Source organism: Leptospira jelokensis, from assembly GCF_004769635.1.
Lineage (GTDB): Bacteria > Spirochaetota > Leptospiria > Leptospirales > Leptospiraceae > Leptospira_A > Leptospira_A jelokensis.
This window is the reverse complement of the sequence record NZ_RQGH01000028.1, coordinates 128,026-151,121: the sequence shown is the minus strand read 5'-3', so window position 1 is coordinate 151,121 and position 23,096 is coordinate 128,026. Positions and strand designations below refer to the sequence as shown.

The 23,096-nt window shown below is 37.7% G+C and carries 18 protein-coding genes; 9 read left to right on the top strand and 9 right to left on the bottom strand.

All coding sequences use genetic code 11. The features are described 5' to 3' along the window. Genes EHQ62_RS14650 through EHQ62_RS14635 form a run of 4 tightly spaced genes read left to right on the top strand, consistent with a single transcriptional unit; the run spans window position 1 to window position 4,267 of the window. Window positions 1–1,287, top strand: a complete 1,287-nt coding sequence (locus EHQ62_RS14650) for a hypothetical protein (RefSeq protein ID WP_135644130.1) — start codon at window positions 1–3, stop codon at window positions 1,285–1,287. 10 nt (window positions 1,288–1,297) lie between these two features. Next, entirely contained in the window at window positions 1,298–2,794 is a 1,497-nt protein-coding gene (locus EHQ62_RS14645) for an MBOAT family O-acyltransferase (protein WP_135644127.1), read from the top strand. Window positions 2,795–2,796: 2 nt separating this feature from the next. Then, window positions 2,797–3,942, top strand: coding sequence for a hypothetical protein (locus tag EHQ62_RS14640; RefSeq protein WP_135644124.1), 1,146 nt, complete (start codon window positions 2,797–2,799; stop codon window positions 3,940–3,942). Then, complete coding sequence (locus EHQ62_RS14635; protein WP_135644122.1) at window positions 3,929–4,267, top strand: nucleotide pyrophosphohydrolase; 339 nt, start codon at window positions 3,929–3,931, stop codon at window positions 4,265–4,267. Before EHQ62_RS14640 ends, EHQ62_RS14635 begins: the two co-directional genes overlap by 14 nt. Here EHQ62_RS14635 and EHQ62_RS14630 read toward each other — a convergent pair. Genes EHQ62_RS14630 through EHQ62_RS14605 form a run of 6 tightly spaced genes read right to left on the bottom strand, consistent with a single transcriptional unit; the run spans window position 4,264 to window position 12,959 of the window. Continuing rightward, window positions 4,264–4,989 carry a hypothetical protein gene (locus EHQ62_RS14630; protein WP_135644119.1) on the bottom strand — a complete coding sequence of 242 codons (726 nt, stop codon included), beginning with the start codon at window positions 4,987–4,989 and terminating at the stop codon, window positions 4,264–4,266. The genes EHQ62_RS14635 and EHQ62_RS14630 overlap by 4 nt on opposite strands. A 2-nt stretch (window positions 4,990–4,991) precedes the next feature. Then, a complete protein-coding gene (locus EHQ62_RS14625; protein ID WP_135644117.1) occupies window positions 4,992–6,740 on the bottom strand; it encodes a Kelch repeat-containing protein in 1,749 nt (582 codons plus the stop codon). Further along, a complete protein-coding gene (locus tag EHQ62_RS14620) occupies window positions 6,733–8,586 on the bottom strand; it encodes a Kelch repeat-containing protein (protein ID WP_135644114.1) in 1,854 nt (617 codons plus the stop codon). The genes EHQ62_RS14625 and EHQ62_RS14620 overlap by 8 nt, the downstream gene beginning before the upstream one ends. Continuing rightward, window positions 8,573–10,087 (bottom strand): Kelch repeat-containing protein, encoded by a 1,515-nt coding sequence (locus EHQ62_RS14615; RefSeq protein ID WP_135644111.1) that lies wholly within the window; start codon window positions 10,085–10,087, stop codon window positions 8,573–8,575. Before EHQ62_RS14615 ends, EHQ62_RS14620 begins: the two co-directional genes overlap by 14 nt. After that, the gene (locus EHQ62_RS14610; RefSeq protein ID WP_244241793.1) at window positions 10,071–11,339 is read right to left on the bottom strand and encodes a caspase family protein; all 1,269 of its coding nucleotides are present in this window, start codon (window positions 11,337–11,339) and stop codon (window positions 10,071–10,073) included. The genes EHQ62_RS14615 and EHQ62_RS14610 overlap by 17 nt, the downstream gene beginning before the upstream one ends. Window positions 11,340–11,381: 42 nt before the next feature. Next, entirely contained in the window at window positions 11,382–12,959 is a 1,578-nt protein-coding gene (locus EHQ62_RS14605; protein WP_135644106.1) for a methyl-accepting chemotaxis protein, read from the bottom strand. 107 nt (window positions 12,960–13,066) lie between these two features. Between EHQ62_RS14605 and EHQ62_RS14600 the strand changes: the two genes are divergently transcribed. The 5 genes from EHQ62_RS14600 (at window position 13,067) to EHQ62_RS14580 (ending at window position 18,215) form a co-directional block, all read left to right on the top strand. Next, entirely contained in the window at window positions 13,067–13,804 is a 738-nt protein-coding gene (locus EHQ62_RS14600; RefSeq protein WP_135644104.1) for a pirin family protein, read from the top strand. A 483-nt stretch (window positions 13,805–14,287) separates the two neighbouring features. Beyond that, complete coding sequence (locus EHQ62_RS14595; protein WP_135644102.1) at window positions 14,288–16,018, top strand: S41 family peptidase; 1,731 nt, start codon at window positions 14,288–14,290, stop codon at window positions 16,016–16,018. Between the two features lie 221 nt (window positions 16,019–16,239). Then, window positions 16,240–16,923 carry a carbonic anhydrase gene (locus EHQ62_RS14590; protein ID WP_135644099.1) on the top strand — a complete coding sequence of 228 codons (684 nt, stop codon included), beginning with the start codon at window positions 16,240–16,242 and terminating at the stop codon, window positions 16,921–16,923. Between the two features lie 9 nt (window positions 16,924–16,932). After that, a complete protein-coding gene (locus EHQ62_RS14585; RefSeq protein WP_135644097.1) occupies window positions 16,933–17,910 on the top strand; it encodes a sodium-dependent bicarbonate transport family permease in 978 nt (325 codons plus the stop codon). 2 nt (window positions 17,911–17,912) lie between these two features. Continuing rightward, window positions 17,913–18,215 carry a P-II family nitrogen regulator gene (locus tag EHQ62_RS14580; RefSeq protein ID WP_015679400.1) on the top strand — a complete coding sequence of 101 codons (303 nt, stop codon included), beginning with the start codon at window positions 17,913–17,915 and terminating at the stop codon, window positions 18,213–18,215. A gap of 7 nt (window positions 18,216–18,222) precedes the next feature. Here EHQ62_RS14580 and omp85 read toward each other — a convergent pair whose 3' ends face one another. From omp85 to EHQ62_RS14565, 3 genes are read right to left on the bottom strand one after another with little or no spacing between them, the layout of a single operon-like run. Continuing rightward, window positions 18,223–19,599, bottom strand: a complete 1,377-nt coding sequence (gene omp85, locus EHQ62_RS14575; protein WP_208720705.1) for an Omp85 family outer membrane protein — start codon at window positions 19,597–19,599, stop codon at window positions 18,223–18,225. A 48-nt stretch (window positions 19,600–19,647) separates the two neighbouring features. Beyond that, window positions 19,648–21,081: a pyruvate kinase gene (gene pyk / locus EHQ62_RS14570; protein WP_135644091.1), complete on the bottom strand. Its 1,434-nt coding sequence runs from the start codon at window positions 21,079–21,081 to the stop codon at window positions 19,648–19,650. Window positions 21,082–21,085: 4 nt separating this feature from the next. After that, window positions 21,086–23,089, bottom strand: a complete 2,004-nt coding sequence (locus EHQ62_RS14565) for a hypothetical protein (protein ID WP_135644088.1) — start codon at window positions 23,087–23,089, stop codon at window positions 21,086–21,088. Window positions 23,090–23,096: the final 7 nt, after the last annotated feature.

Sequence of the window (23,096 nt, the reverse complement as noted above, 5' to 3'; positions counted from 1 at the left end):
TTGAAAAAATTATTTGTTATACTTCTACTTTTAGGATTATTCCTGTTCCATTTAAGGTATCTTTCACGTGCCTTTGATTGGGATTCCTGTGTTTACGCCTTAAACATCCAAAAGGATCGAGTGGAATCTGCTTTTTTTAACCCACACCATTTAGGTTTTGAATCATCAGGACTAATGTATTGGAAAATGCTTCGATCCATTTATCCAACAACAGACATTATGTTTTTTCTCCGTTTACGGATCCTTAGTTTTTCCTTATTCTTTTTGGGTGTATTTATTTGGATTTACTACCTTTTGTATAAAGACTTCATTTTAGCTGTTTCCCTTGCACTTGTCATCCAAGTAAGCCAAGCTTTCTGGTTTTATAGCCTACACAACGATACTCCCCTCATCCACTCTTGTTTGATGGCTTTACTATTTTTGCTGACTATTTACTTTTTGAAGAAAGGTTTATCGGCAAAACACCTAAGCATATTGTGGATCATCCAATTATTTTCCATTTATTTCCACCAATCCAATGTCATTCACTTTGGGATGGTGCCGATGGCAATTTTACTTTCACCAAACAGAAGTTTTGGTATCAAAATGAGAACAATATTTGTTTACTTAACATGTTTAGGACTCGCAACTATAATTTCCTATTTGTTTGTGGGGTTTGTCATCTTAAAAAGAGGATTAGGCCCAATAGATGAAAAACATTTTTCGTTTTGGATGTTTTTATATGCGGCTATCAATCGATGGGGCACAAGCCTTGGAGAGGACAAAAACTATGTATTGTACTTTTATCGAGGGATTGGTGACGCCTTTCTTGTGTTCCAAAATGTGATTCCAAAATTTAGGGTGAACCTTTTTGATTTTCAAAACCCAAAACACCTACCCTATAATTTAAATCTTTTGTTCTGGATTTTTAGTTTGAGTTTAGGAATTTTGAATTTCCGTACAATGTGGGCAAAATACAAACAAGAACTTCTGGTTTTACTTTTTTGGTTATTACCATCCATAGCATTTTATACCTGGTGGGAAGGTTATTTTTTTGAATTTTGGGTTGGGACAACCATTGGATTATGGATTTTGAATTCCTATATACTCCGTTCTTTCCGATCCGAAACATTACCACGTTTCTCCAATGCAATTTTACATTCCACTTATAGCTTTTTATTTTTATTTTATTTTCTTATCAATTTTACATTCTCAACCCTTCCTAGATCCATTGGACCAAAATTTGGTTATACAGAAGGGATCCAAGGTCCCGTTGAGAAATTAGCAGAAGAAACAATTTACAAATAGGACAACACAGATGTTATTTAATTCCTTTGAATTTTTAGTTTTCTTTTTTATAACCATCATCATTGGCAATGTATTAAAAAACAGATGGCAACGTTTATTTTTTCTTTTAGCAAGTTATTACTTTTACATGGCTTGGCAACCTTCCTCAATCTCTTGTTCGGCGATGGCTGATTCTGGATTAAAGTTTTATACGGATCGATTGTATTGTGATTTCAAAATCAATCCATATGTACTCATTTTAATTTTTTCTACCTTCATTGATTATTTTGCAGCACGTGCCATCGAAAGAAAAGCAGATGGTGATTCATTACGAGGGTGGTTACTTGTATTATCACTAGTTGTGAACATTGGAACTTTAGGATTCTTTAAGTATACAGACTTTTTACTTGGCCTCTTAAACGATATCCACTTATTTGGATCCTTTCAATTTGCAAAACAAAACATCATCTTACCAGTTGGAATTTCATTTTACACCTTCCAATCAATGAGTTATACAATCGACGTTTACAATCGCAAAATCGAAGCGCGAAAATCATTCCTCGATTTTGCTTTGTACGTTGCATTTTTCCCACAACTGGTTGCTGGTCCGATTGTAAGAGCCGAAACATTTTTTCGAGATCTAGATTACCGGTTGAGTGTCCATAAAGAACACATCGAAGCTGCATTTGCACTTATTTTAATTGGTTTTACAAGAAAAATCGTTTTTGCAGATAACCTTGGAAAGGTGGTCGACTTTACGTTTGCAAACTACCAAAATTTAAACTCTATTGAAATTTGGACAGGTGCTTTGGCATTCGGTTGGCAAATTTATTTTGATTTTGCCGGGTATACTGATATTGCAATTGGTGTCGCCCGATTATTTGGATTTCAATTCAATGCAAACTTCAATTTCCCAATGTCATGCAAAAATATAGCAGACCATTGGTCGAGATGGCATATTTCCTTTTCTACCTGGATACGAGACTACATTTATATCCCATTAGGTGGATCAAGAGTCAGCGTATTACTTTACATCCGAAATATTATGATCACATGGCTTTTTGCCGGGCTTTGGCATGGTGCTGCTTACCATTATGTTGGTTGGGGGATTTGGCAAGGTGTGATGTTACTCACCCATAAATTTTATGGAGATACTTCCGTTTCAAAATTCTTGAATGCAAAGGGAGGGAAAACTTATGATTTATTTTCACGAATCTTTACGATGTTTTGTTTGGCATTTGGATTCATCATGTTCCGTGCAGAGACCATGGAAAAGGCAATCCCAATGATGAAAGCCCTTGTTTTTATCAATGATGCAAATGTTCCTCTAACACAATGGTCAAATTATCGATATGGAATTTTACTTGTGATTTGTTTCACCGCTAGTACTATTTTTTCGAAAAGACAAATTCCTACTCTTCTCACTGGGAATTGGATTAAATATTCCATCTTTGTCATTGTAAACATCTTGTTATTACTTTTATTTGGAGTCACAGAAAGTCAGAATTTCCTCTACTTTCAATTTTAATTATGAATCTAACCAAAGAGACTTTATTATTCCTGCAAGATAAAAAAATCATTACGGTGGTTCTCTTCTTATTCGTATTCGAAACCATCCTCCAACTTGGGGCTTACAAATCTTATCTCAAAAAGAATTCATATGCATCCAATATCAATCGTGTCACAGAACATGTGACTAGTCACAAAAACGAATTAAATCCGAATATATTAATAGTTGGGACATCGGTAGCATTTGAAGGGATCAGCGTTCGTATCTTAAACGAGAAATTAGCGCCTCTGGGTTGGAAAACACAATCGATTGCCATTAGGGGTTCAGAACTCATCGTCCAACATAGGATTTTAGAAGAGTATTTGGATGAATTCCCAGATGTGAAAATCATACTTCATGTGATGGAACCTGGAATGCCTTGGGTAGATAGAAAAAATGCTGTTGAACCAACTCTTGCCATGTTATCAGAATTGGGAAATTTTAAGGCAATTCCTAGTTTACATGAATTTGAATATGAACTAGATGTTTCTAATTATCTTTTCTTATTGTTTAAGTCGATTGCTTACAGAAAGGATATGTCTGATCTCATCATCAATTTTAATGAAAGGATTAAATCGATATCTAGAACGAGCAAAAATCCGAATTTAAATCCTTGGGATTATGAAAATGATCATCCGGAATCAATAGACGAATACAACCTAACAAGCGTTGACGACTGCCTCAACCGTTTGGCTCTTCATTTGCCAATCGACATTCCCAAAGGTTCAAACCAAGACCATCGCCGAATGTTGTATGAAACATGTAATGTCGCTGCAGTGGTTCCCAAAGATACTGGTAAAACTGAAAGTACGGAGAGATATTTTCGCCGCCTAACAAAAATGTATGAATTTATTGGCAAAAGAAAAATTCATATCTACAATATTTTTGCCCCCTATTCCGATGTGATCAGAAAAACAAATGATGAAAATCGAATGAAAGTTTGGTATGATGGACTAACAAATGCTTTAAAAGCAAATCAATCTTTAGATGCAATTGACTTACAAGATTCACTTGGTGAAAAAAATGGTGAATATTGTTTCGACTTGATCCACCTGAATGAAAAAGGTATGATTCAGTTTTCCAATGTATTGGCAAAAGAATTGGAGAAAAAACTTGGGAAACAATAATATCACTCTCAATGACTTACAAGCAGAAGTGGACCAATGGATCAAAACGGTTGGTGTTCGATACTTTTCTGAGTTAACCAATTTAGCGATTCTAATGGAAGAAGTTGGTGAACTTTCTAGGTTGATGTCGAGAAAATACGGAGATCAGTCATTTAAAGCAGGTGAATCAGCTGATAAAATTCCAAGTGAAATCGGAGATATTCTTTTTGTATTAACATGCCTTGCAAACCAGATGGGGATTTCTTTAGAAGATGCCATCGCGGGAACAATTCAAAAAAATACAAATCGCGACTTAACGCGGCACAAAAACAACCCAAAACTTTAAGTGTTCTGATTTAATTCATATATTGGAATTCCTGCTTCTTTACGAATTGCATTCCAATATGCATTTAAATGTGCAGGGTGTGAATTCATATCCGAAATACAATATTCGAATTTTTCCTTAAAGATTGGATTCTCTTCTAAATACATTTGGTAATTTTGAAAATCATCTAACATAGATTTAAAAAACTTCTTTTGGCCAAAAAAATCATAATCTTCCCGAAAGAACATATATGCGTGCGCAAGATCGTGCAACAAATGTTCGAATGCGTCACGTTTGCCTTCTACCAAATTACCCGAAATTGCTTCCTCCCAACATATCGTAGCGAAACGAATTCCTTGGCTTTGCGTTTGCAACATCTCAAGTGATGTTGGATTGTAATCAATGAGTCGGATATCCCACTCTTTTAATTGCCACTTCCAAAGCGCATAACGCACAGTATCTGGCATCCCATAAAAACGTACAACTTCTAAAAAATCATTCACATACTCTCGTTTCGGAAGTTTTTTGCCCATCCTCAAAAATGGATGACGTTTCACTCTCTTTTCGAGGTATAATAAGATGATTTGAAATGCAACTTCACATTCAGAAATGGTTTTTTCATTATAACAAAATTGAATTTTTAATAAATCGGCTTTGAGAATTTCTGCTTCAGCCTTTAGATCCGACTCAGGGATACATATTTTTTTAAAGGAACCATAAATTTTTCCCTGGTTGTGTGGCATGTTTATTCCGTGAGACCATAATAATCAGTGCCATGGTGGAACATTCCTCCAGACTCACCGCCTAAGTAAAACAAAGTCCCATCAGAAAATTTCACACCACTATGTTTCGAAATACTATTTCTTGCCATTCCCATATCATAAAAACTATTACTTTTCCCATAATCTAATTTTTCGATTGTTCGGCTTGGTTCACTTGTATTGTATCGGTAAGCTCCACCGTAAAATAATATCCCACCATCTGGTAACTCTTGTGCAATACTCCACTCTCTTCGGTAAACTGAATTTGCAATGGTTATGATACGATTTTTAGTTACATCAAATAACATAGTTGCATTACTTAAATTAGATAACTGTGCACCATATATCAAAACGTTCCCATCACTCAATTTTAAACATTTTAAAGCACCTACTGCAATAGGTAAGTTCGGTCCAAATGAAAAGGTCTCAGTTGTAGGATCAAAGAATTCTGTTGTATCCATTGGAGCATAGATACCGTTGGTTCCACCAACCACAAATACACGTCCATCATTTAACAAAACGGAACAAAAGAATGACCTTGGACTTTGCATTCGATTTGGTAACTCAGTAAATGTTTCTGTATTCGGATCGTATATTTCAGCTGAATTCAGTGTGATAAAATGTGATCCAGGGAAAACTTGGCTTATCCCGCCGAGCACCATTACTTTACCGTTTGCTAATTTAACGATATTATGTTCACCCCGATTTTGATTCATGTTTCCTGTTGGTAAAAATGAAGTAGTCTCGGTATCAAAAATATAACTTTCGCTTAATGAAATATAAGTATATGGAGGGAACCCACCTGTGATGAGTAGTTTTTTCCCATCCAACATCACCCCTCGCTCTCCTTTACCAATGCTCGGTAAACTCGGATTGGTAAGCACAAACGTATTTGTTCCCTTTCTTAATATTTCAGCAGACGCATTGTATCCATAAATTGCGATGACATCCCCATTTTGGTTTTGGAAGCCCTCAAATTCTGAACGACCTTGGTTAAGTTCAGGACCTTTGACTAGTCCAATCAATCTCACTGTTGTAGAATTCGTAACTGGATTCTGGGCTTTGTCTTTGGAATCTTCAAAAGAAAAAATGAGAGTCCCTGGTCCATTGGAGATAAAATTCGTTTCAAAATAAACTCTAAAACTAGAATCACTAATACGTTGGATGGAACGAATGATGATGGAAGGCGCTAAACTCCCGCTAAGTGTAGGAGGAGAAAAATGGGAGAGAGGTTCCGAACTTGTAAAATCCCAATACCTCTCTGAAAAAAATGTATAATCCGTGATTGGTAAATAATTAGAAAGACTAACCGTTGGCAGTTGGGTATCTATGATAATTGGAAAGGTATCTTTCTCTAAAGTTTCACCAAACCCAGAAACAACACTTTGTAATTTCAAATCATATTTACCATCAGATACTAAAGGATCAAATTGGACCAACAGCTGGTCATTGCCCAATTTCGTGAATGTAATGTTATTAAAAGTTTCCTCATTGATTGAAGTCAAAAATTCAGTATCAACCTTTGCCAGTTCCCTGTTACACTTGAGTAAGATTTGGTCAATATTACCAAAAGACTTTGTATTAGAACGTTCAGTACAAGAGAATATTTCATTGGAGAATGTAGAACTCAGAAGTATACTCGTCATTGTTTTTGGATCAAAAACATTCTTAAATTCTGCTTTGACCATACAACCAACAAACAATAATAGTAAAGGAAGGATCAGCTTATTCAAAACTATACTCCTCCGTATTTGCAACGATGGCACCTATCCGACCACCCAAAATCATGCCACCACCTGTTGCAGTGAATGGCAAATCACAGCCATCCCATCGTGCATTCAATGATCTACCAGTCAGATAAAAACGTTGGCTTGATTCTGACCAAGATTCCGTATCCAATATGGAATCAAAAGTATTCCCATTTACCGTTCGGTATTCCAATCCGCCTGCAATCATAATCTGATCTTTTCCATAAGGAAAAACAAAAGAAGATCCCCATTCCCTTCCAAATAGCAAATTTTTGTGATCCCGAATTGTATCTGTGTTTGGATTATAAATTTGTGCCCTTAAAATTGGTTGCCCATCGTTAAACCTAGAACTGATTCCACCTAAAATTAAGACTTCACCAGTTGAAAGAACGTGTGCGAAATGATTGAACCTTCGTGTGATTTTTGTATTGGAAGTCGTAATCGTTTTTGTGTTGATATCATAGATTTCAATCGAATCAATTGAACGGATATAATGATCATTAACCCCAGGGCCAGTCACATCAGACCTTTCTCCACCTGATATCACCACCTTACCTGCATTTGCTGATAAAACCTGCGCATGTTTTGACCTAGATTCAGTAAGGTGGCCAACACTTTCAACCGTCATTGCCATCGGATCAGGTGTAACATGGATGAGTTCTACTTCTGAAACTGTTTGGAAAGGTCCAAATGGATTGATACCACCTACAACAAGAACATTTCCATCAGGAAGGACTGTCATCTTGTGGAACTGTCTTGGAGAATGTAGAGTTGGCCCTTCAGTCCAGGTATTTGTTGTCGGATCAAATATCTCTGTAGATGCCAGGCCATCGTTGGAGCCTGGGCCAACCAAAGCCCCAAAACCTCCCGAAACAAGCACTCTGCCATCTAATAATTTAACGATCGCAAATTCCTGCCTACGATAAACCATATCAGGTCCAAAACTGAACTCCTTAGTAACAGAATTGTAATACTCCATACTACTTAGAGTACCATTTCCATTGACCACCACTCCACTTTTAACCCTGCCGCCTAACACAATTTTACGACCATCGTCCAATTCTATTGCACCACAGGACCTTCTGGATAAATTCATATTTGGCCCACTTTTAAAGGCAAAAACTTGCACCGGGACCATAACCGTCCCATCCGTGTTAGACGCTTTGTCTTTTATTCCCATTAAACTTATTGTTAGGATGCCACCGTTTGCATTCGGATTTCCCGCAAATAACAAACGAATATTCCTTTCCGTAACAATCACATCGGAAACAACCAAACTATTCTTTGCATTACCAGATAATGAAATTTGGGATAAATTGCCTTCCCAAACAATCTCTTCATTGGCTTCAATGTCCAAAAATCCAGTTTGTAATTCTGAAATATCAATTCCATTTCCAGTTTTTAACTGCAAAAGTGGAGGGTTTGCATCGATTTCAAATTCAAAAGTTTCAGGATTCACCAAAAGTGATTCATTTAAATAATAGTCCTTCAGATTCAAAGTGAATTTCCCATTGGTTACTGCTGGATTCATTCTCACTTCGTATAAAAATTTACTCCTTGCAATCACTTGTGAGATTGGATTGATACTTAAGTTTTTAACTGGAAGTTGTAAACCATTTGCTGTTGTTGTGAAATCATGATTTGTAGAAATGAATAATGTTCCTCCTGGCTGAACCTTATTGGAAGAAAATTCCATTTGTACAATCCGATCGGCACCTAACATGAGTAGGCCTAAGCTTACAGGTGAATTGGGATCAAAATGATTCGAACCCGTTGGTATTTCACAAGAGCATAGGAAAATTAAAAATAACAAATTTTTAATCTTTCCCATAAATCTCTACCCTTGTATCGAGACTGGCGGAATCACCAAAAATCGCAATCCCCTTTGAGGTTTGGATTGCAGAATGTTCTGATCTAGGCAACATCATTGTATCTACAATAAAATTTTTCCGCTCAAAATGATCGTATAACTCTAAAATTCCAGATTTGTAATAAGTATCAACCCCACCTGTATAAAATACTTGCTCATTAGAAAATTGAACAATTCCACTTCCGTTCTTAAATCGACTCGTAAATCCTAACGACGATGTCGTCCCATTTTTCTCATTCCAAGATTCAATTGCTTTTGTTCCTGTTGCATCTCTGATAGAACCACCAAATAAAACATATTCAGAATTTGGCATCTTTACGTACGTTACATTTGCCCTACCTGTTGGAAGAACACCAGACAACATTTGAACAGAGAAACTGTTTGTATCGATGCTAAATACTTTGTTTGAAAATAAAGCATATTGGTCTTGCCTATCCCTTCCCCCAAAATACAAAACCCTGGAATTGATTTCATCGTACTCTGCTGAGTGGAAATGGATCCCTATCGAAAAATCAGAAGCACCACCTATGATAGTGGATGTATATTGACTTAATGAGATGTATTCATGATCGTTTGCAATGGCACTCGGATCATCTCCTACTTTGAATTGTCCACCTGAAACCAACAGATCTCCATTATTCAAACATACCATAACATGGCCATGACGACGTTTTTGCATAACAAACGGTAATTCATCGACAGTTTTCTGGATTGGATCAATGAGATAGATTCGATCGGAAATGTCCGAATCAATAGTAGGTTTTCCAACTTTCAATTTTCCACCAGAAACGACCACCTTACCACTATTAAACCTACATACTGATAACCCCATTAAATTTTGATTCAATTGAGGTAATAACTCTGATACTCCAGTATCTGGATTCCAAATTTCGACTGTTGGTACGGTATTGCCACTTGGATTGACTCCTCCTACCAAAAGCACCTTACCATCCAATAATTTGGTTGTTGTGATATAACCTTTTGCTTCCGAAATAGAGCCGTAGTATTTAGGATATGGAAATCGAAAAGTGAGTTGTTTACCTAAAAACACAAATTCTTTTAAATCTTTGGGACGAGTGATGGTGATGACAAGAGGATCACGCCATTCAGAACGGGAAGATACAGAAAATAGAACTCTTAATCTTTTGTTTGATAGTGGGTATACATCTCGTAATATTAAATCATTTTGATAGGGATTAGAGATTTGGAAATCTGACTTTGAAAATAAATCGGAGATTGGTTCGCTTAAGTCTAAATCCAAATATTCAGTTTTGACAAAAGTTGGATAATCACTCTCTAAATATCGAGTCGTGATTTTGATATCCGTTCCATCTAAAATTCCGAATAAAACGGAAGCAGATCCACCTAACAAAGACTTGGGATCAAATATATTATCTTTTGGCGCATCGACCCTACATTGCACCAAAATTAAAAGCAAAAAGATCTTAAAACCGAAGCGCATAACCAACCTTACCGATTCGATTGACTCCCATATAACCTTGGCTTTCCATATCCAAATCCAAAAACACACCAGTCTTTTCCTTAGGATTTGGCCCTAACAAATAAAAATCAAACACATTTGCTGACCAAAGTAATACCAAGACGTTAAGCGCCTGCGATAAACTGGCACGAGAAGACTCCATACGTTGTCGGTACGGTTCAATTAAAAGATAATTGAATACAATTGTTTCGGATACCCTAGAATTAGGTGGAATCCCTATGGCAGATTCATACGCCTCTTTGTCAGAACGATATTGGTTGAACTGATACCCAGCATACATAAGACCCAAGGTAAATATAGACATATATATTTTTCCCTTCTCTTCTTGGCCTCTGGCATATTGCCCCCAACCTGGATACAAAAACGAACGGAAAGCATATGTTGGGTTGTATGGATTAAACATTGGTGCATCGGCAAGTGAAGTCTCAGGGTTCACTGCATAAGTCAAAATTGTATCTTCAGATTTTTCTGCGTATTCTTTCGTATAAGGTTTTTGAATCTTTTGGTTTTCTTTTGACCATTCCTTCATGGATTGGATTACATAGTTGGATAATTCAGAATATGTTACTTCTCCGTTATAATTCGAATCTGCACGACCTTCTAATCCATATATTAAATATTTTGTAAAAATCCCATAACCAGATTTTGGATCTTCAAAACTTGAATATCCAACTTTCGTTGAATAGAATACAGAGATAATTTCGCTGTCCTTGAATTGGACTGTTTCCAAATACCTTCGTCCAATATCACCTTTACTATCTTCAGGATTGCGACATGCATCAATAAAAAAAACAACACGTTTGAGTTGGAAACGCCTCGTCATTTCTAATAATTGTTCCACTGCAATCCCGGTTTCAAATGGATTTTGTGGATTTGCATCTTCTGGAAGTAAATACACCTTATCATTATAGTCCACAACTCCATGACCTGAAAAATAAAAGACAACGAGGTCATCTGGTTTTGTTTCTTCTAACATTGATTCAAATTGTGATATGATATTGATTTTTGTTGGAGTAGACTTTGTAGATCCTTCCTGTAATAATGTTTGGATGCGATTATACGAACCATAACTAAACAAAATTTTGGTCATCCCTAGTGCATCATTTTTTGCCGTTTTTAAATTCACTAAACTTAAATCTTTGTATTCGCTCACTCCAACCACAAATCCAAAACGTTTGCTTGCAGTTTCAGCAAACAAACAAAGTGGCTGCATAAGAAGAAAGAATATTAGGATTTTAAATTTCATTGAAATGATTTAATTGGTCGCTAATTCCTGTGCTTGGTTTTCCAAACTTACAGTATTATCTCCAATTTTTCTAGCATTTATTACAACATGTCGGTTGATTTCTTCCATCTGATTCACAACAGAAACCATTTGCTCTTTGTCCTTATCCAAAATTTTTGATTCTTGGTCTAGAACCTTGGAAATGGAATCAATCGTTTCGATAGATTCTAAAACTTCGTTATTCAAATCTTTTTGTGTATTAATTTTCTTTGTAGCCAAATCCATCACTTCACTCAATATTGCGTATTTGTTTTGCAATGTATCGGTTTGGTTCAATGCAACAGAAGCAAGTTCTGTCCCCTCTAAGATAAATCGATTTGAATTATTGATGATTTTTTTAATTTTTGTAGCATTCTCATTTGAGTTTTCTGCAAGTTTTGCAACTTCTTGTGCCACAACTGCAAATCCTCTACCATGTTCACCTGCTCTTGCGGCTTCAATGGATGCGTTGAGTGCTAATAAATTAGTTCTGTCAGCAATCTCTGCCATGATGTCATTCACTTCACTCACTTCTTTTTGTGAAAGATTAATGGAACGTAATCTTTCTTCTAAATTTTTTACGGTTTGTGAAAGGACCGTACTCCTTTCTTGGAAGTCACTCATATTTGCGTTCAACTCTTCAACTGCTTTCCCAATCTCTACGATATTGAGTTTTAACGAATCAGATTTATGATTTAAGTGAGTAATTTGATTGTGTTGTTTCCCGATATTCTCCACAGAAGTTTGAATGCTCTCTGAAAAGGATGAAACAAATTCTGTTAACTCACCAATCGATTTGTCTTGGGATTCAATTTGCCCATTAAAATCACTGGAAAGTTCGCGAATGTTTTTTAATGTTACAAATAGTTCAGACCCAATTCTTTTTAAATCTCGATTTAAGGTATCGGCGTTAGACCTTTCCTCTTCGGCTTGTTTGTGTTTTTCTTCTGCTTCATTTTTGATTTCATTTAACAAATTTAAAACCGTCGATGTAAGATACCCAAAACAAATCAAAAATAGAATTTTAAATACTTCATTCGAGATCGCAACCGTTCCTTTTTCACTTTGGAGACCTTCCGCTTCCCTAAAGGATACACCTTGGCCATAGGCAATTCCCAATAACAACACCAAACAAAACGCGGAATAAAAAGTACTCAAAAGTAAAGTTCGTTTCGAAAATAAAAACGCAGAATACACCACATAAAAATAATATAGGACATAGAGTGTAGGTGATTTGATTAAATCAGCAGCTACCGTACTCCCACCCATAAGCCCAGAAGCAGTCACTGCAAAAAGAACTGTGATATCAAAAAGAATTAATAACTTGGGAAAAAATACATTCAAACGACCTTTTTTAAAAAGGTAAGCCTGTAAACCACCGTACATGAACATACATGTGATCCCCACGAGATAACTCGTAGTTTGTAATGTCGTGGACGTTTTGAACGATCCCAAAGTGGCGATGATATAAAAACCAGCGAGTAAAAATCTCACTCGGTTTGCGTAAACTGGCCCAAGTTCTAACCAATTTTTTTTATTTTTGATCAATTCTACAGAAGTTTTCGGCATAGGTTGATCCTCTATATGCCAAAGTGATTGGAAAGTGATTTTCTTTTTTCACTGAGTGTAAAAGAATCTTGGTTGACAAATTATAGTTTAATATTAAACTATTTGATATGGAAGCAACAAACCCAAACAAAACCACAGTTCAAAAGAAATTCTACCCTGCAAACGAACGCGGGCATGTCAATTTTGGTTGGTTGGATAGCCATCACTCCTTCAGTTTTGGCCATTGGTACCACCCTGAAAAAACCAACTTCGGTGCACTCCGCGTACTGAATGACGACATCGTAGAACCAAGTATGGGATTTGGAACCCACCCCCACCAAAATATGGAGATCGTTTCCATCCCTTTATTTGGGGAACTCGCGCATAAAGATAGTACAGGTACGAATGGTATCATCAAAACAGGAGATGTGCAGATTATGTCTGCAGGCTCTGGGATCCAACATTCGGAATTCAATCATAGTTCTGAGAAAAAAGTGAATTTTTTGCAGATCTGGATTTTACCGAAAGTGGCCAATATCCAACCGAGGTACGACCAAAAGTCTTTCCACGAAGCCGGGAGATTGAACAGGTTCCAAACCGTTGTTTCGCCCATTGACGAGGAAGCTGTTTGGATCAACCAAGATGCCTACTTTTCTTTAGCGACCTTGGAGCCAAACAATTCACTTTCTTACAAAGTGCATGCACCAAACCAAGGGATTTATACCTTCCTGATCAATGGAAAACTCAAAGTGGAAGGGACAGAACTTGGGCGAAGGGATGCAGTAGGACTTTGGGGGATTGATGAGGTTCATTTTGAAGCTTCAGTGAAATCAGAATTTCTTGTGATAGAAATACCAATGAAGTGAAAGATTCCTCTGTATCCAATCAAGAGAAGGACCAACGGACTAAAAAAAGGGTTTTGACAACGTGAGATCCATTCGAAACGAATGGGTAGCATTGGCATCACAAAAAACACTTTCGTACGATGGGTCCTTTTCGATTCCATTTCAAACTCCAGTAGCCTTTTAGAGCGATTTTTTTTACACGCAGTGTAAAATTCCCTTCCAAAGAAAATTACCCATGCAATCATTTTCATCACTACCTCCCTTTCCCTGCCAAATGCCTCGGAGATCCATTGCATTTGGTTGCACTCAGTCACAAACCTCCTGACCACTAAGAAGCCCAAATCCCTTCTCCCCTTACTTCTATTGACAGTACCTGAAATTTTACAGGAACTGTCATTTGACTCGCATATGACTTTTCATTGAAATAGAAAACTGTTCGCTAAATCGTTTGTTAGTTGGCGGTAAAATTGCCATTTTATATCAGCTCAGGTAGGTACACGTCAGATGAAACCACTTTCCCACCGCTCCCCACTCACCTTGATTGGTTCATTCTCTATCTTTTTATTTTTTTTAACCTGCCAACTCCCAAAACAGAAATCGGAAACACTCACTACTTTTTCAACTCTTCCTGGTTTGGATAAAACGTACCTTTACTCCAAAAGGATTACGGAAACCAAAACTCTTTTGCAACGAAACATCATCTATCCCAAAGAATTGAATTTACCGAGTGCCCATTTAGCGGCGGCAATTGTGGCAACAGAACGATTGGGCAATCATATCCTCCTCCCAAAATCCTTTTATCATAAATACAATACTGCAATCAAAGGGAAGGTGATCCAAGATGGAGAAATGGCTGACGTGATCGTCATCCAAAACCCCGATTTAGAAAATCCAAATTTAAAAACGGACGAAACCATATTAGAACTAGAAGGGGAATTTACAAAACTTCCGTTTGGACAAGGACAACTTGAGGAAGTCATGGAAGTATTAAACAAACAAATTCACAAGAAGTATAAGCAACCCGATTCCAAACAAGAATGGGAAAAAATTGAAATCGCAGCCTTAGAAGGATATGTTTCTAAATTATTTTCGACGACAATCTTCGAACAAGTATTATGGGAAGATTCATTCAAACCAAAATCTTTTATTACTATTTCGATTCCCATCAAAGAATCAAAAACAAAAAGAAAGTTCATAGACCTCTTACGGAAGTCCCATTCCATAAAAAAATTAGGCTTCCAAACGGAAGACGAAATCCTTTCGATCAATGGTAATTCAGTTCGATTTCTATCAATCTCCACGATAAATTCGATGCTCAAAGGTAAAGTTGGTGAAAGTATCAAAATCGAAATCCAAAGAAATACTAACCAAATCCTTTTCTTGAATATCCCATTAATGGCCAATTGGAGCGATGAATCAGTAGAAGATAAAATTGTAGAAGCAAAAATCCTAACAGGCAAATACAATTTCATTCACATGAAAGTTCTAAAATTTTTGAAAGGCAATGATTCAGACTCTATCAAGCTCATCAAAGATAACTACCAATCCTTGATGGAAGAAGCAAAAACCAAAAATATCACGATCCACGGTTTCATTTTGGATCTACGAGACAATTCAGGTGGATTTCTGGATATGGTTATCGAATGTATGCGTTTGTTTGTTCCTAAAGGTTTACTATTATCAATTCAAAATCGAAATGCACCACCAAACGAATCCTTTGCAACAAACTCCACCATGACTGATTTACCATTGGTAGTCCTCATCAATGAAAATACTGGCTCTGGATCAGAACAAATCGCAGGAGTGATACAATACCAAAACCGAGGCAGAGTTCTTGGTACAAAATCATTTGGACAAGGGATCATTCATAATTTAAGGCACGTTCCAGGATTTGAAACCTTCCTTATCAAATTCCCAACAAGTTTTTTATACCTACCCGATGGCAAAACATTCCATGGCATCGGCATAACACCTGATATATGGATTGCTGATGGGGCAAATGAGAACCCAAAATTTTCCAAACCGAGTTCCAATCTCACAGAAAATGAGTCGGTAGAGATGCAACCAAAGGATTCCAAATTCCTATTGGATCTACCAACGATTAGCCAATGGGTGGAAAAAAATGGTTCCGCCAATGAACGCATCCAATTTGAGTTAAAAGCCGGGCAATCACCAGACTACCAACTCATCCATTCTCTCGATGTGTTCTCTGGAATCCTTTCGACTCGAAACTAACCAAAACGAAACTCACTTCGATCCATCCAAACGAAACAGAATGCGAGTTCCATTCCTTTAGGAAGCAAGGATCCTTTCAAAATTGAGGTGTGAACTGTTCACACCAAGGGCCTACATTTTTTTCATCATACGTATATTTTTTCGTGTATTTTTATTCGCGAATTATTTTTTTGTATTTTAAAGGCTCCTTAAATCGAATCAGGGAAGCCAAGGAGGATCCAATGAAAGGATTTACGTTTTTGATTTGTTTCTTTTTTTTCTCCATTACGGCACAGCTAATGGCTCAGAGTGGGAATACCAGTGTTTCTGCTAAAGAAGCATTACAACGATTGGTTGAAGGTAATTTAAGATTTGTACAAGGAAAATCCATCCGCCCAAACCAATCTGTTGAGAGAATCAAAGAAGTTTCCAAAAAACAAAATCCATTTGCGACGATCGTAGGGTGTTCAGATTCACGAGTGCCAAATGAGATTGTGTTCGACCAAGGACTTGGTGACCTTTTTATCTTACGAACCGCAGGTCAAGTTTCTACCTACGCTTCTTGGGGTTCGATTGAGTTCTCCGTAGCAGTCCTTGGAGTGAATCTGATTGTTGTCCTCGGCCATTCCAGTTGTGGTGCTGTGGGTGCTGCGTGTAAAGCCGATGAAGTTCCAGGTCACATCATCGCACTTACCAATGCCATTAAACCAGCCGCCGAAAAGGTCAAACACATGGAAGGTGATTTTTTAGATAATGCTGTCAAAGCCAACGTTGCGTTACAAGTTGTATCACTACGCAAACTCGATCCAATTATATCCAAATACTATAACAAAGGCCAATTGCAAATCGTGGGTGCAGTTTACGATTTAGAAACTGGTAAAGTGAATTTTCTGACAGAAGACTACATCTCTTCCATCACAAAGTAGGATATACAAATGGACATTTTACACGCATTAGTTGCCAATTTACAGACGCCAATGTTCCTTGCATTTTTGCTCGGGATCATTGCAACTCTGATCAAAAGTGATCTTAAATTCCCTGATGGAATGTATGCAGGGCTAACCATTTATTTATTGTTTGCGATTGGATTAAAAGGTGGTGTCAAATTGAGTAACACCACACTGCTCGAATTCTACCGACCGGCACTCGCAGCACTCATACTTTGTGTCACAATCCCGCTCATTGCTTTTGGGTTGTTAACGAAATTTGGCAAGTATGATAAAGCAAATGCGGCAGCCCTTGCTGCTCATTACGGATCAGTTTCGGCTGTGACATTTAGTGAAGCCCTTGCGTTCCTTGATTCACTGCAAATCAGTTATGAAGGATTTATGCCAAGTTTACTTGCCATTATGGAGGTACCGGCCATTCTTGTTGCCTTACTCCTCATCAAAATCAACCCAAAAGACAAATCCGAAGAATCTTCTTGGAATAAAATCCTACATGAACTTTTTACAGGGAAAGGCACCTTGTTATTATTAGGTGGTCTCCTCATTGGAATGATCTCAGGAAAAAAAGGCCACGAACAATTTGCTCCACTTTTTGAAACACCTTTCCGGGGCATGTTGATTTTATTCCTTTTGGAAGTAGGAATTGTTACAGGAAGAAGGTTAGCAGACCTAAAAAAAGCAGGTGTATTTTTGATTGGTTTCGGAATCCTATTTCCTATCTGTACGGCTATGTTTGGATTGTTTTTAGGATATGGAATCGGATTATCAATGGGTGGCGCCATGGTACTTGGAACTCTCAGTGCCAGTGCTTCGTACATTGCTGCCCCTGCTGCTGTTCGCATTGCCATCCCTGAGGCAAGTCCAGCCATATATCTGACAGCTTCCCTTGCCATCACCTTCCCCTTTAACCTTTCGGTTGGGTTACCTTTATACCTGGCTGTCTCAAAATACCTCTACGGAGCCTAATCATGAAATTAGAAAAAGCAAAACTCATCACCATCATTGCTGACGAAGCATTACAAGATCGATTGGTATCGGAATTGAAATCAGTTAATGTGAAAGGTTATACCATAAGCGAAGCAAAAGGGGAAGGTATCAATCACTCTCACCTAACATCATGGGAAGGTAAAAACATTCGATTGGAATCGTTAGTTTCGGAAGGGAAAGCCCTGAAGGTATTCCAAATCATCTCGGAAAAATACCTTGAAAAGTATCCAATGGTTATCTTTATGAACGATGTGGAAGTGATCCGAAAGGAAAGATTCAACTAACAAAACTTTAAAATGTATGGCCAATGTCTACATAAAACAATTGGTCTTCTTTTGAATAAGCGTAATCAATTAGGATTACGGTAGCTTGGTCCCAAACAAGTCGTAATCCTAACCCTCGAGAATGTTTGTAATCCAAAGCATTCACTTGGCGTAATTTGTCCCATACACGACCCACATCGTAAAATGGAACAATGCTGACTTGAAAAAATTGATCCCAAAAAGAAAAACTTCCCACTCGAAAACGGAATTCAATATTATAAAAACCAATTACAGGACCAAAAAATCGTTCCTGACGGTATCCACGAAGAGTATTCTGTCCACCTAACGCACCAAAGGGCCCATCAATTGAAAACAAATATCGGTATTCAAAAAAAGGTACATTCCCCTCTACTTTGGTGAGTGCCACACGTTGTGCGATCACAAACTCTTCAAAAAGTTTAGGGAATGGTTGGTAAAAATTTTTAATTTGAGCAAACTGTCTTACATAATTAAAATCAGATCCTATGGTTCGTTCTGCTTTATTGATATTGTATTCGATGAGCCATCCCCGATCAGGGTCCGGTTCGTAGTCTCTTGTATCATAAGCAATCCCTGCCCTTAGGTAATTTAGATTACCACCATTCACACCAACGATTTTGCCTGAATTTGAATCTTCCGTAATTTTAGATACATCTTCGATGGCTGGGACTTTGCCACTGGTGAGAGGGTCTTTTGCGTCCGTTGATCTTCCATCGTAGCGCCTAACAATGTTTTTAGAAAACTCAACACCACCCCAAACGCGAAAAATTTGAAATACTGTTTTGTCGGCAGCAAATTGTCCATAAGTAGTTTCAAATTGGTAATCGTGATAGTGTTGTGTGGAAACAAACTCACGGCCTGGCCCTTGGTTTTTGGCATATGCATTTGCATTTTCAAAATCCGAAAAAGTTGCATTCCTTACGATTCTACTTCCATCGGCATTACGATCTCGGTAGTACAATGGTTGTAAACTTTCTTTCCCCACTCCAAAGTATTGGTTATAAAGGCTTTCATCATGCCCAATATAAGCACGCAAACGATAGGCGGTATCTAAAAAATAAGGAGCATCCCAAGCAAGGTAGTTGTTTTGAGTTCCACGATTACTTCTGTAAACTCCCACATTAAACATATGTTCATAAGGAGTATATTGAAAGGAGGAATCTGACTTGGTTCCGTTATAAAAAATATTGGCTAGGATCCCAAGACCAGCTCCATTGACTGCATCATTTCCAAATAGTGGCAGACCTGTTGCATACCAACCTTCTTTTTTGTTGGCCAGTTCTTTCTCGTCGAGTTTTTTGAATTCACCCAACCACTCTGGTACATCTGATTTTCTTTCTTCAGTAAATAAAGGAAAAACGACCATTGTTGATAGCATTACCAACCAAATCGTCGTTCCCCTAAATGGCATGCGTTATTTGACTTCGCGGACTTGAATGGTTTCGACTCTTTCTTCACCCGCAATGATGTCAGATAAAATGACTACTTTTTCACCCATTTGCAAATATCCATTATTCACTAACGTTTGGATGGCAAGTTTGATCGTTTTTTCAGGATCGGAAGAAAAATCCACTCGGTAGGGAATGACACCTCGAGTTAACCAAAGCTTTCGCCTAACAGATGTCATGTTTGTAAAAGCATGGACAATGGGGTATCTCGGGTGAAACGATGCTAAATTATTTGCAGTAATCCCTCGCCTTGTGATGGCGATGATCGCGTGTGCTTGCATGGAATCTGCAAGATTTGCCGCAGATCTTGCCATTTCTTCCTTTTGGTCTTTTGGTTTACGTTGTGCCGCAAGACCTAAGTTAATCGACATCTCCATTCGACGCGCAATTTTATCTAACATTTCCACACAACGAACTGGATACTTGCCCATTGCCGTTTCACCAGATAACATAATGGCATCTGCTTCTTCATACACGGCATTGGCTACGTCCGTTACTTCAGCTCTAGTTGGAGACGGATTATGGATCATCGATTCAAGTAAATGGGTAGCAACGATAACTCGTTTTCCTTCTTCTTGGCAACGTTTGATAATTCGTCTCTGTACGATAGGAAGTTCTTCGATTTCAATCTCAACTCCCAAATCGCCACGTGCCACCATAATACCATCAGACGATTTGATGATCTCGTCTAAGTTTTTTAAGCCCTCTTGGTCTTCAATTTTAGCAATGATTTGCGCATGGTGTTTTTTTTCATCGATGATGCCACGAAGTTGTACCACATCTTCTTGTGATCGTACAAATGACAAGGCCACAAAATCAATGTCCTCTTCTAATCCAAACAAAATGTCTTTCAAATCTTTTGGTGTGATCGAAGGGATATTCACTCGAATCCCTGGCAGATTAATATGTTTTCTGGATCCTAATTTTCCACCATCTAACACAGTACAGACAAGTTCGTTTTCACGGATCTCTTGGACGGCAAGGTTGATAAGTCCGTTATCCACTGTGACTTTATCGCCTACTTTTAAATCTTTTACGATATCACGGTAATTCACAAAAACACTTTGTGCTTCTGCTTCCATCCCTGGAATGATGTGGAAGGTAAAAGTCTCACCCACTTTTAAGTGTAAATCATTTTGGACATCCCCAGTTCTAATTTCTGGTCCTTGTGTATCTAACAAAATGGAGATCGGTTGTTTATGTAATTCGTCTTTGTTTAATGATTTGATGATGCGAATGATTTTCCTATGGAACTCGTGATCACCATGACTCATGTTGATCCTTGCGATATTCATCCCCGCCAAAGCTAAACTTCGGATCATTTCTTTTGATGCTGTCGCTGGACCTATGGTGCAAACGATCTTGGTTTTTCTGGCTCTTAATTGTTCAATTGCTGGCATAATGTTAAGGTTTTAATTTGGGTAAAATTCGGTTTAAAAAATCCAACTGCGATTCCGCAATGTCGAATTTTTCTTGGTTAGGGAATTTGTCGTTTCGTTGTTTTTCGCTCTCAGCAGAAACCTTATCTAAAAGTTTTTTGCCATGCCGTTTCAAATACCCAGTTGAAACAAGAATGGGCCAAGGGAACTTCTCTCTTTGGTTGCGGATTGGAAAACTATAGATTTCCTTTCCTCCAAATTTTTTAAGGAAAAAGATCAAATTTTCTTCTGTAAACTTACCGTTGAGTTTTGATAAAACATATTCGCGGTCGGGGAAGACACCAAACTCCCAAGCTTCATCTAAAATGCGAACAACAGTTTCAATGGATTCTTTCCATTTTTTTTCTTCCTCAGGACTGCCTTGTTTGACAGACTCTTGGTCCTCATCTTCGTCAGAAGAACTATTTGATGTAGCAGTCGATTGGGAATGGCTTTGTTTTGATTTGCGTTCCGCTTCTTTTTCCGCTTCTTCTCTTTCTTTTAACCTTGCTTTCACCAATTTTTCTTTTTCTTGGGATATTTTCTTTGCTTTTTGGCTCGCCAAATCCCTCGTGAGTTGCTGTTGCAAACGGGCTTTGATCGGAGGGATTTCAAATTTATGTACCGTCATACTTCCCATGATCATCCGCCACAACCGAGTAAAAAATGGCAAAAACTGAAATAAACTTTGTGATTCAATTTCTTCTAAGAGTCGTTTTGGACTCTCATCATTTAAATGGAGAGTCACGTTCATTTGGTTGAGAACACGAATTTCTAAATCCGAATGTTTGATTTGGAACGTACGTTTTGCCGACTCAATTGCTTGTGGGATACAAGATTTGTGCAAAATGAATTCATTGTACACTCGTTTGTCGGCATATTCCGTATATAATACCTCTGGTTGTGACAATAACATTGACCGGAATTCATCTGTCAATGGCTCACCACTCACTCGTAATAAATTCACCTCAACGATACGACCAGCTTCCGCAAGGAATGCCATCAGGTCTTCGATGTGTTGTTTACGTTTTTGTTTTTCTTCTCTTTCTTTATCTTTTTCTATGATTTCATTTAATACCAAACACTCTTCCATAAGCGTTTTTTGGTCACCATAGGATTCGTTCATGTATCCTTTGATTTCTGTTAAAATGTTTTTAGGTGAATTCCAAGAATCTTCGGTGACATCCCCCATAACACCTAAGTTTTTTAAGGCAGGGTAAATTGTATTTTTGGCATAATCCACATAAGCTTCATACCGATCGGCAATTTCCGATGGCCTATTGTATAAAAAGACACTTTTATTTGCAGGCCTTGAAGCCGAATCATTCCGAAAGAAAAACAAAATTTTATCATCTACCAACTGTTTTAAGATTGGTTTTAGATGGATGACAATGGTTGCATCTTTTTGCACCTTTGTTTTGTCATATGGACATTGGAACAAATTTCCAATTTCAGTGGAAGCATAGGTATCAAACAATCGATTCGCATCCACTGCTGCTTTGATGACCTTACGCATTTTTTCTTTCCCAACATACTTTCTTTTTTCATTGAACCAACCCTTGATTGCAGTGGTCGAAAGTTCATTCAATCCAAGTGCATATCGGAAGGCAGTTCCTCCATCAGAGGTAGTTGGCCTTGCAAAAACAGTATTGTGTTTGATGTAAGTTTTTGGATTTTCCGGATCCCCAGGTTCATTTGGGTGGAATTCCAAAACATTTAATTTTTTGATGATGGCAGGATTCTGTTTGTAACTAAGATCAATCACATAGTTTTCCGTGCGATCCCGATCAATCGAACTATCTCGTTCAATTTGTTCTACATTCGGCAGAACCCTATTTTGTAAAAACTTATCTGTCCATTCAAAGATAACAAGTAGTACCTTATAAATCCCTTTATAAGAAAAATCTCCGCGAGAATCCATTGCCTGCACCTTTTGGAGACAGGCAGTGTAGTCCATGACTTTTAATTCTGGGAGATTTGGATCTAACATGTAACGG

Excerpts from the sequence above, each read along its gene's own strand:
- EHQ62_RS14645 (WP_135644127.1), top strand. The coding sequence starts at position 1,298 with ATGTTATTTAATTCCTTTGAATTTTTAGTTTTCTTTTTTATAACCATC.
- EHQ62_RS14640 (WP_135644124.1), top strand. The coding sequence starts at position 2,797 with ATGAATCTAACCAAAGAGACTTTATTATTCCTGCAAGATAAAAAAATC.
- EHQ62_RS14630 (WP_135644119.1), bottom strand. The coding sequence starts at position 4,989 with ATGCCACACAACCAGGGAAAAATTTATGGTTCCTTTAAAAAAATATGT.
- EHQ62_RS14620 (WP_135644114.1), bottom strand. The coding sequence starts at position 8,586 with ATGGGAAAGATTAAAAATTTGTTATTTTTAATTTTCCTATGCTCTTGT.
- EHQ62_RS14615 (WP_135644111.1), bottom strand. The coding sequence starts at position 10,087 with ATGCGCTTCGGTTTTAAGATCTTTTTGCTTTTAATTTTGGTGCAATGT.
- EHQ62_RS14610 (WP_244241793.1), bottom strand. The coding sequence starts at position 11,339 with ATGCAGCCACTTTGTTTGTTTGCTGAAACTGCAAGCAAACGTTTTGGA.
- EHQ62_RS14605 (WP_135644106.1), bottom strand. The coding sequence starts at position 12,959 with ATGCCGAAAACTTCTGTAGAATTGATCAAAAATAAAAAAAATTGGTTA.
- EHQ62_RS14600 (WP_135644104.1), top strand. The coding sequence starts at position 13,067 with ATGGAAGCAACAAACCCAAACAAAACCACAGTTCAAAAGAAATTCTAC.
- EHQ62_RS14595 (WP_135644102.1), top strand. The coding sequence starts at position 14,288 with ATGAAACCACTTTCCCACCGCTCCCCACTCACCTTGATTGGTTCATTC.
- EHQ62_RS14590 (WP_135644099.1), top strand. The coding sequence starts at position 16,240 with ATGAAAGGATTTACGTTTTTGATTTGTTTCTTTTTTTTCTCCATTACG.
- EHQ62_RS14585 (WP_135644097.1), top strand. The coding sequence starts at position 16,933 with ATGGACATTTTACACGCATTAGTTGCCAATTTACAGACGCCAATGTTC.
- EHQ62_RS14580 (WP_015679400.1), top strand. The coding sequence starts at position 17,913 with ATGAAATTAGAAAAAGCAAAACTCATCACCATCATTGCTGACGAAGCA.
- omp85 (WP_208720705.1), bottom strand. The coding sequence starts at position 19,599 with ATGGTCGTTTTTCCTTTATTTACTGAAGAAAGAAAATCAGATGTACCA.
- pyk (WP_135644091.1), bottom strand. The coding sequence starts at position 21,081 with ATGCCAGCAATTGAACAATTAAGAGCCAGAAAAACCAAGATCGTTTGC.
- EHQ62_RS14565 (WP_135644088.1), bottom strand. The coding sequence starts at position 23,089 with ATGTTAGATCCAAATCTCCCAGAATTAAAAGTCATGGACTACACTGCC.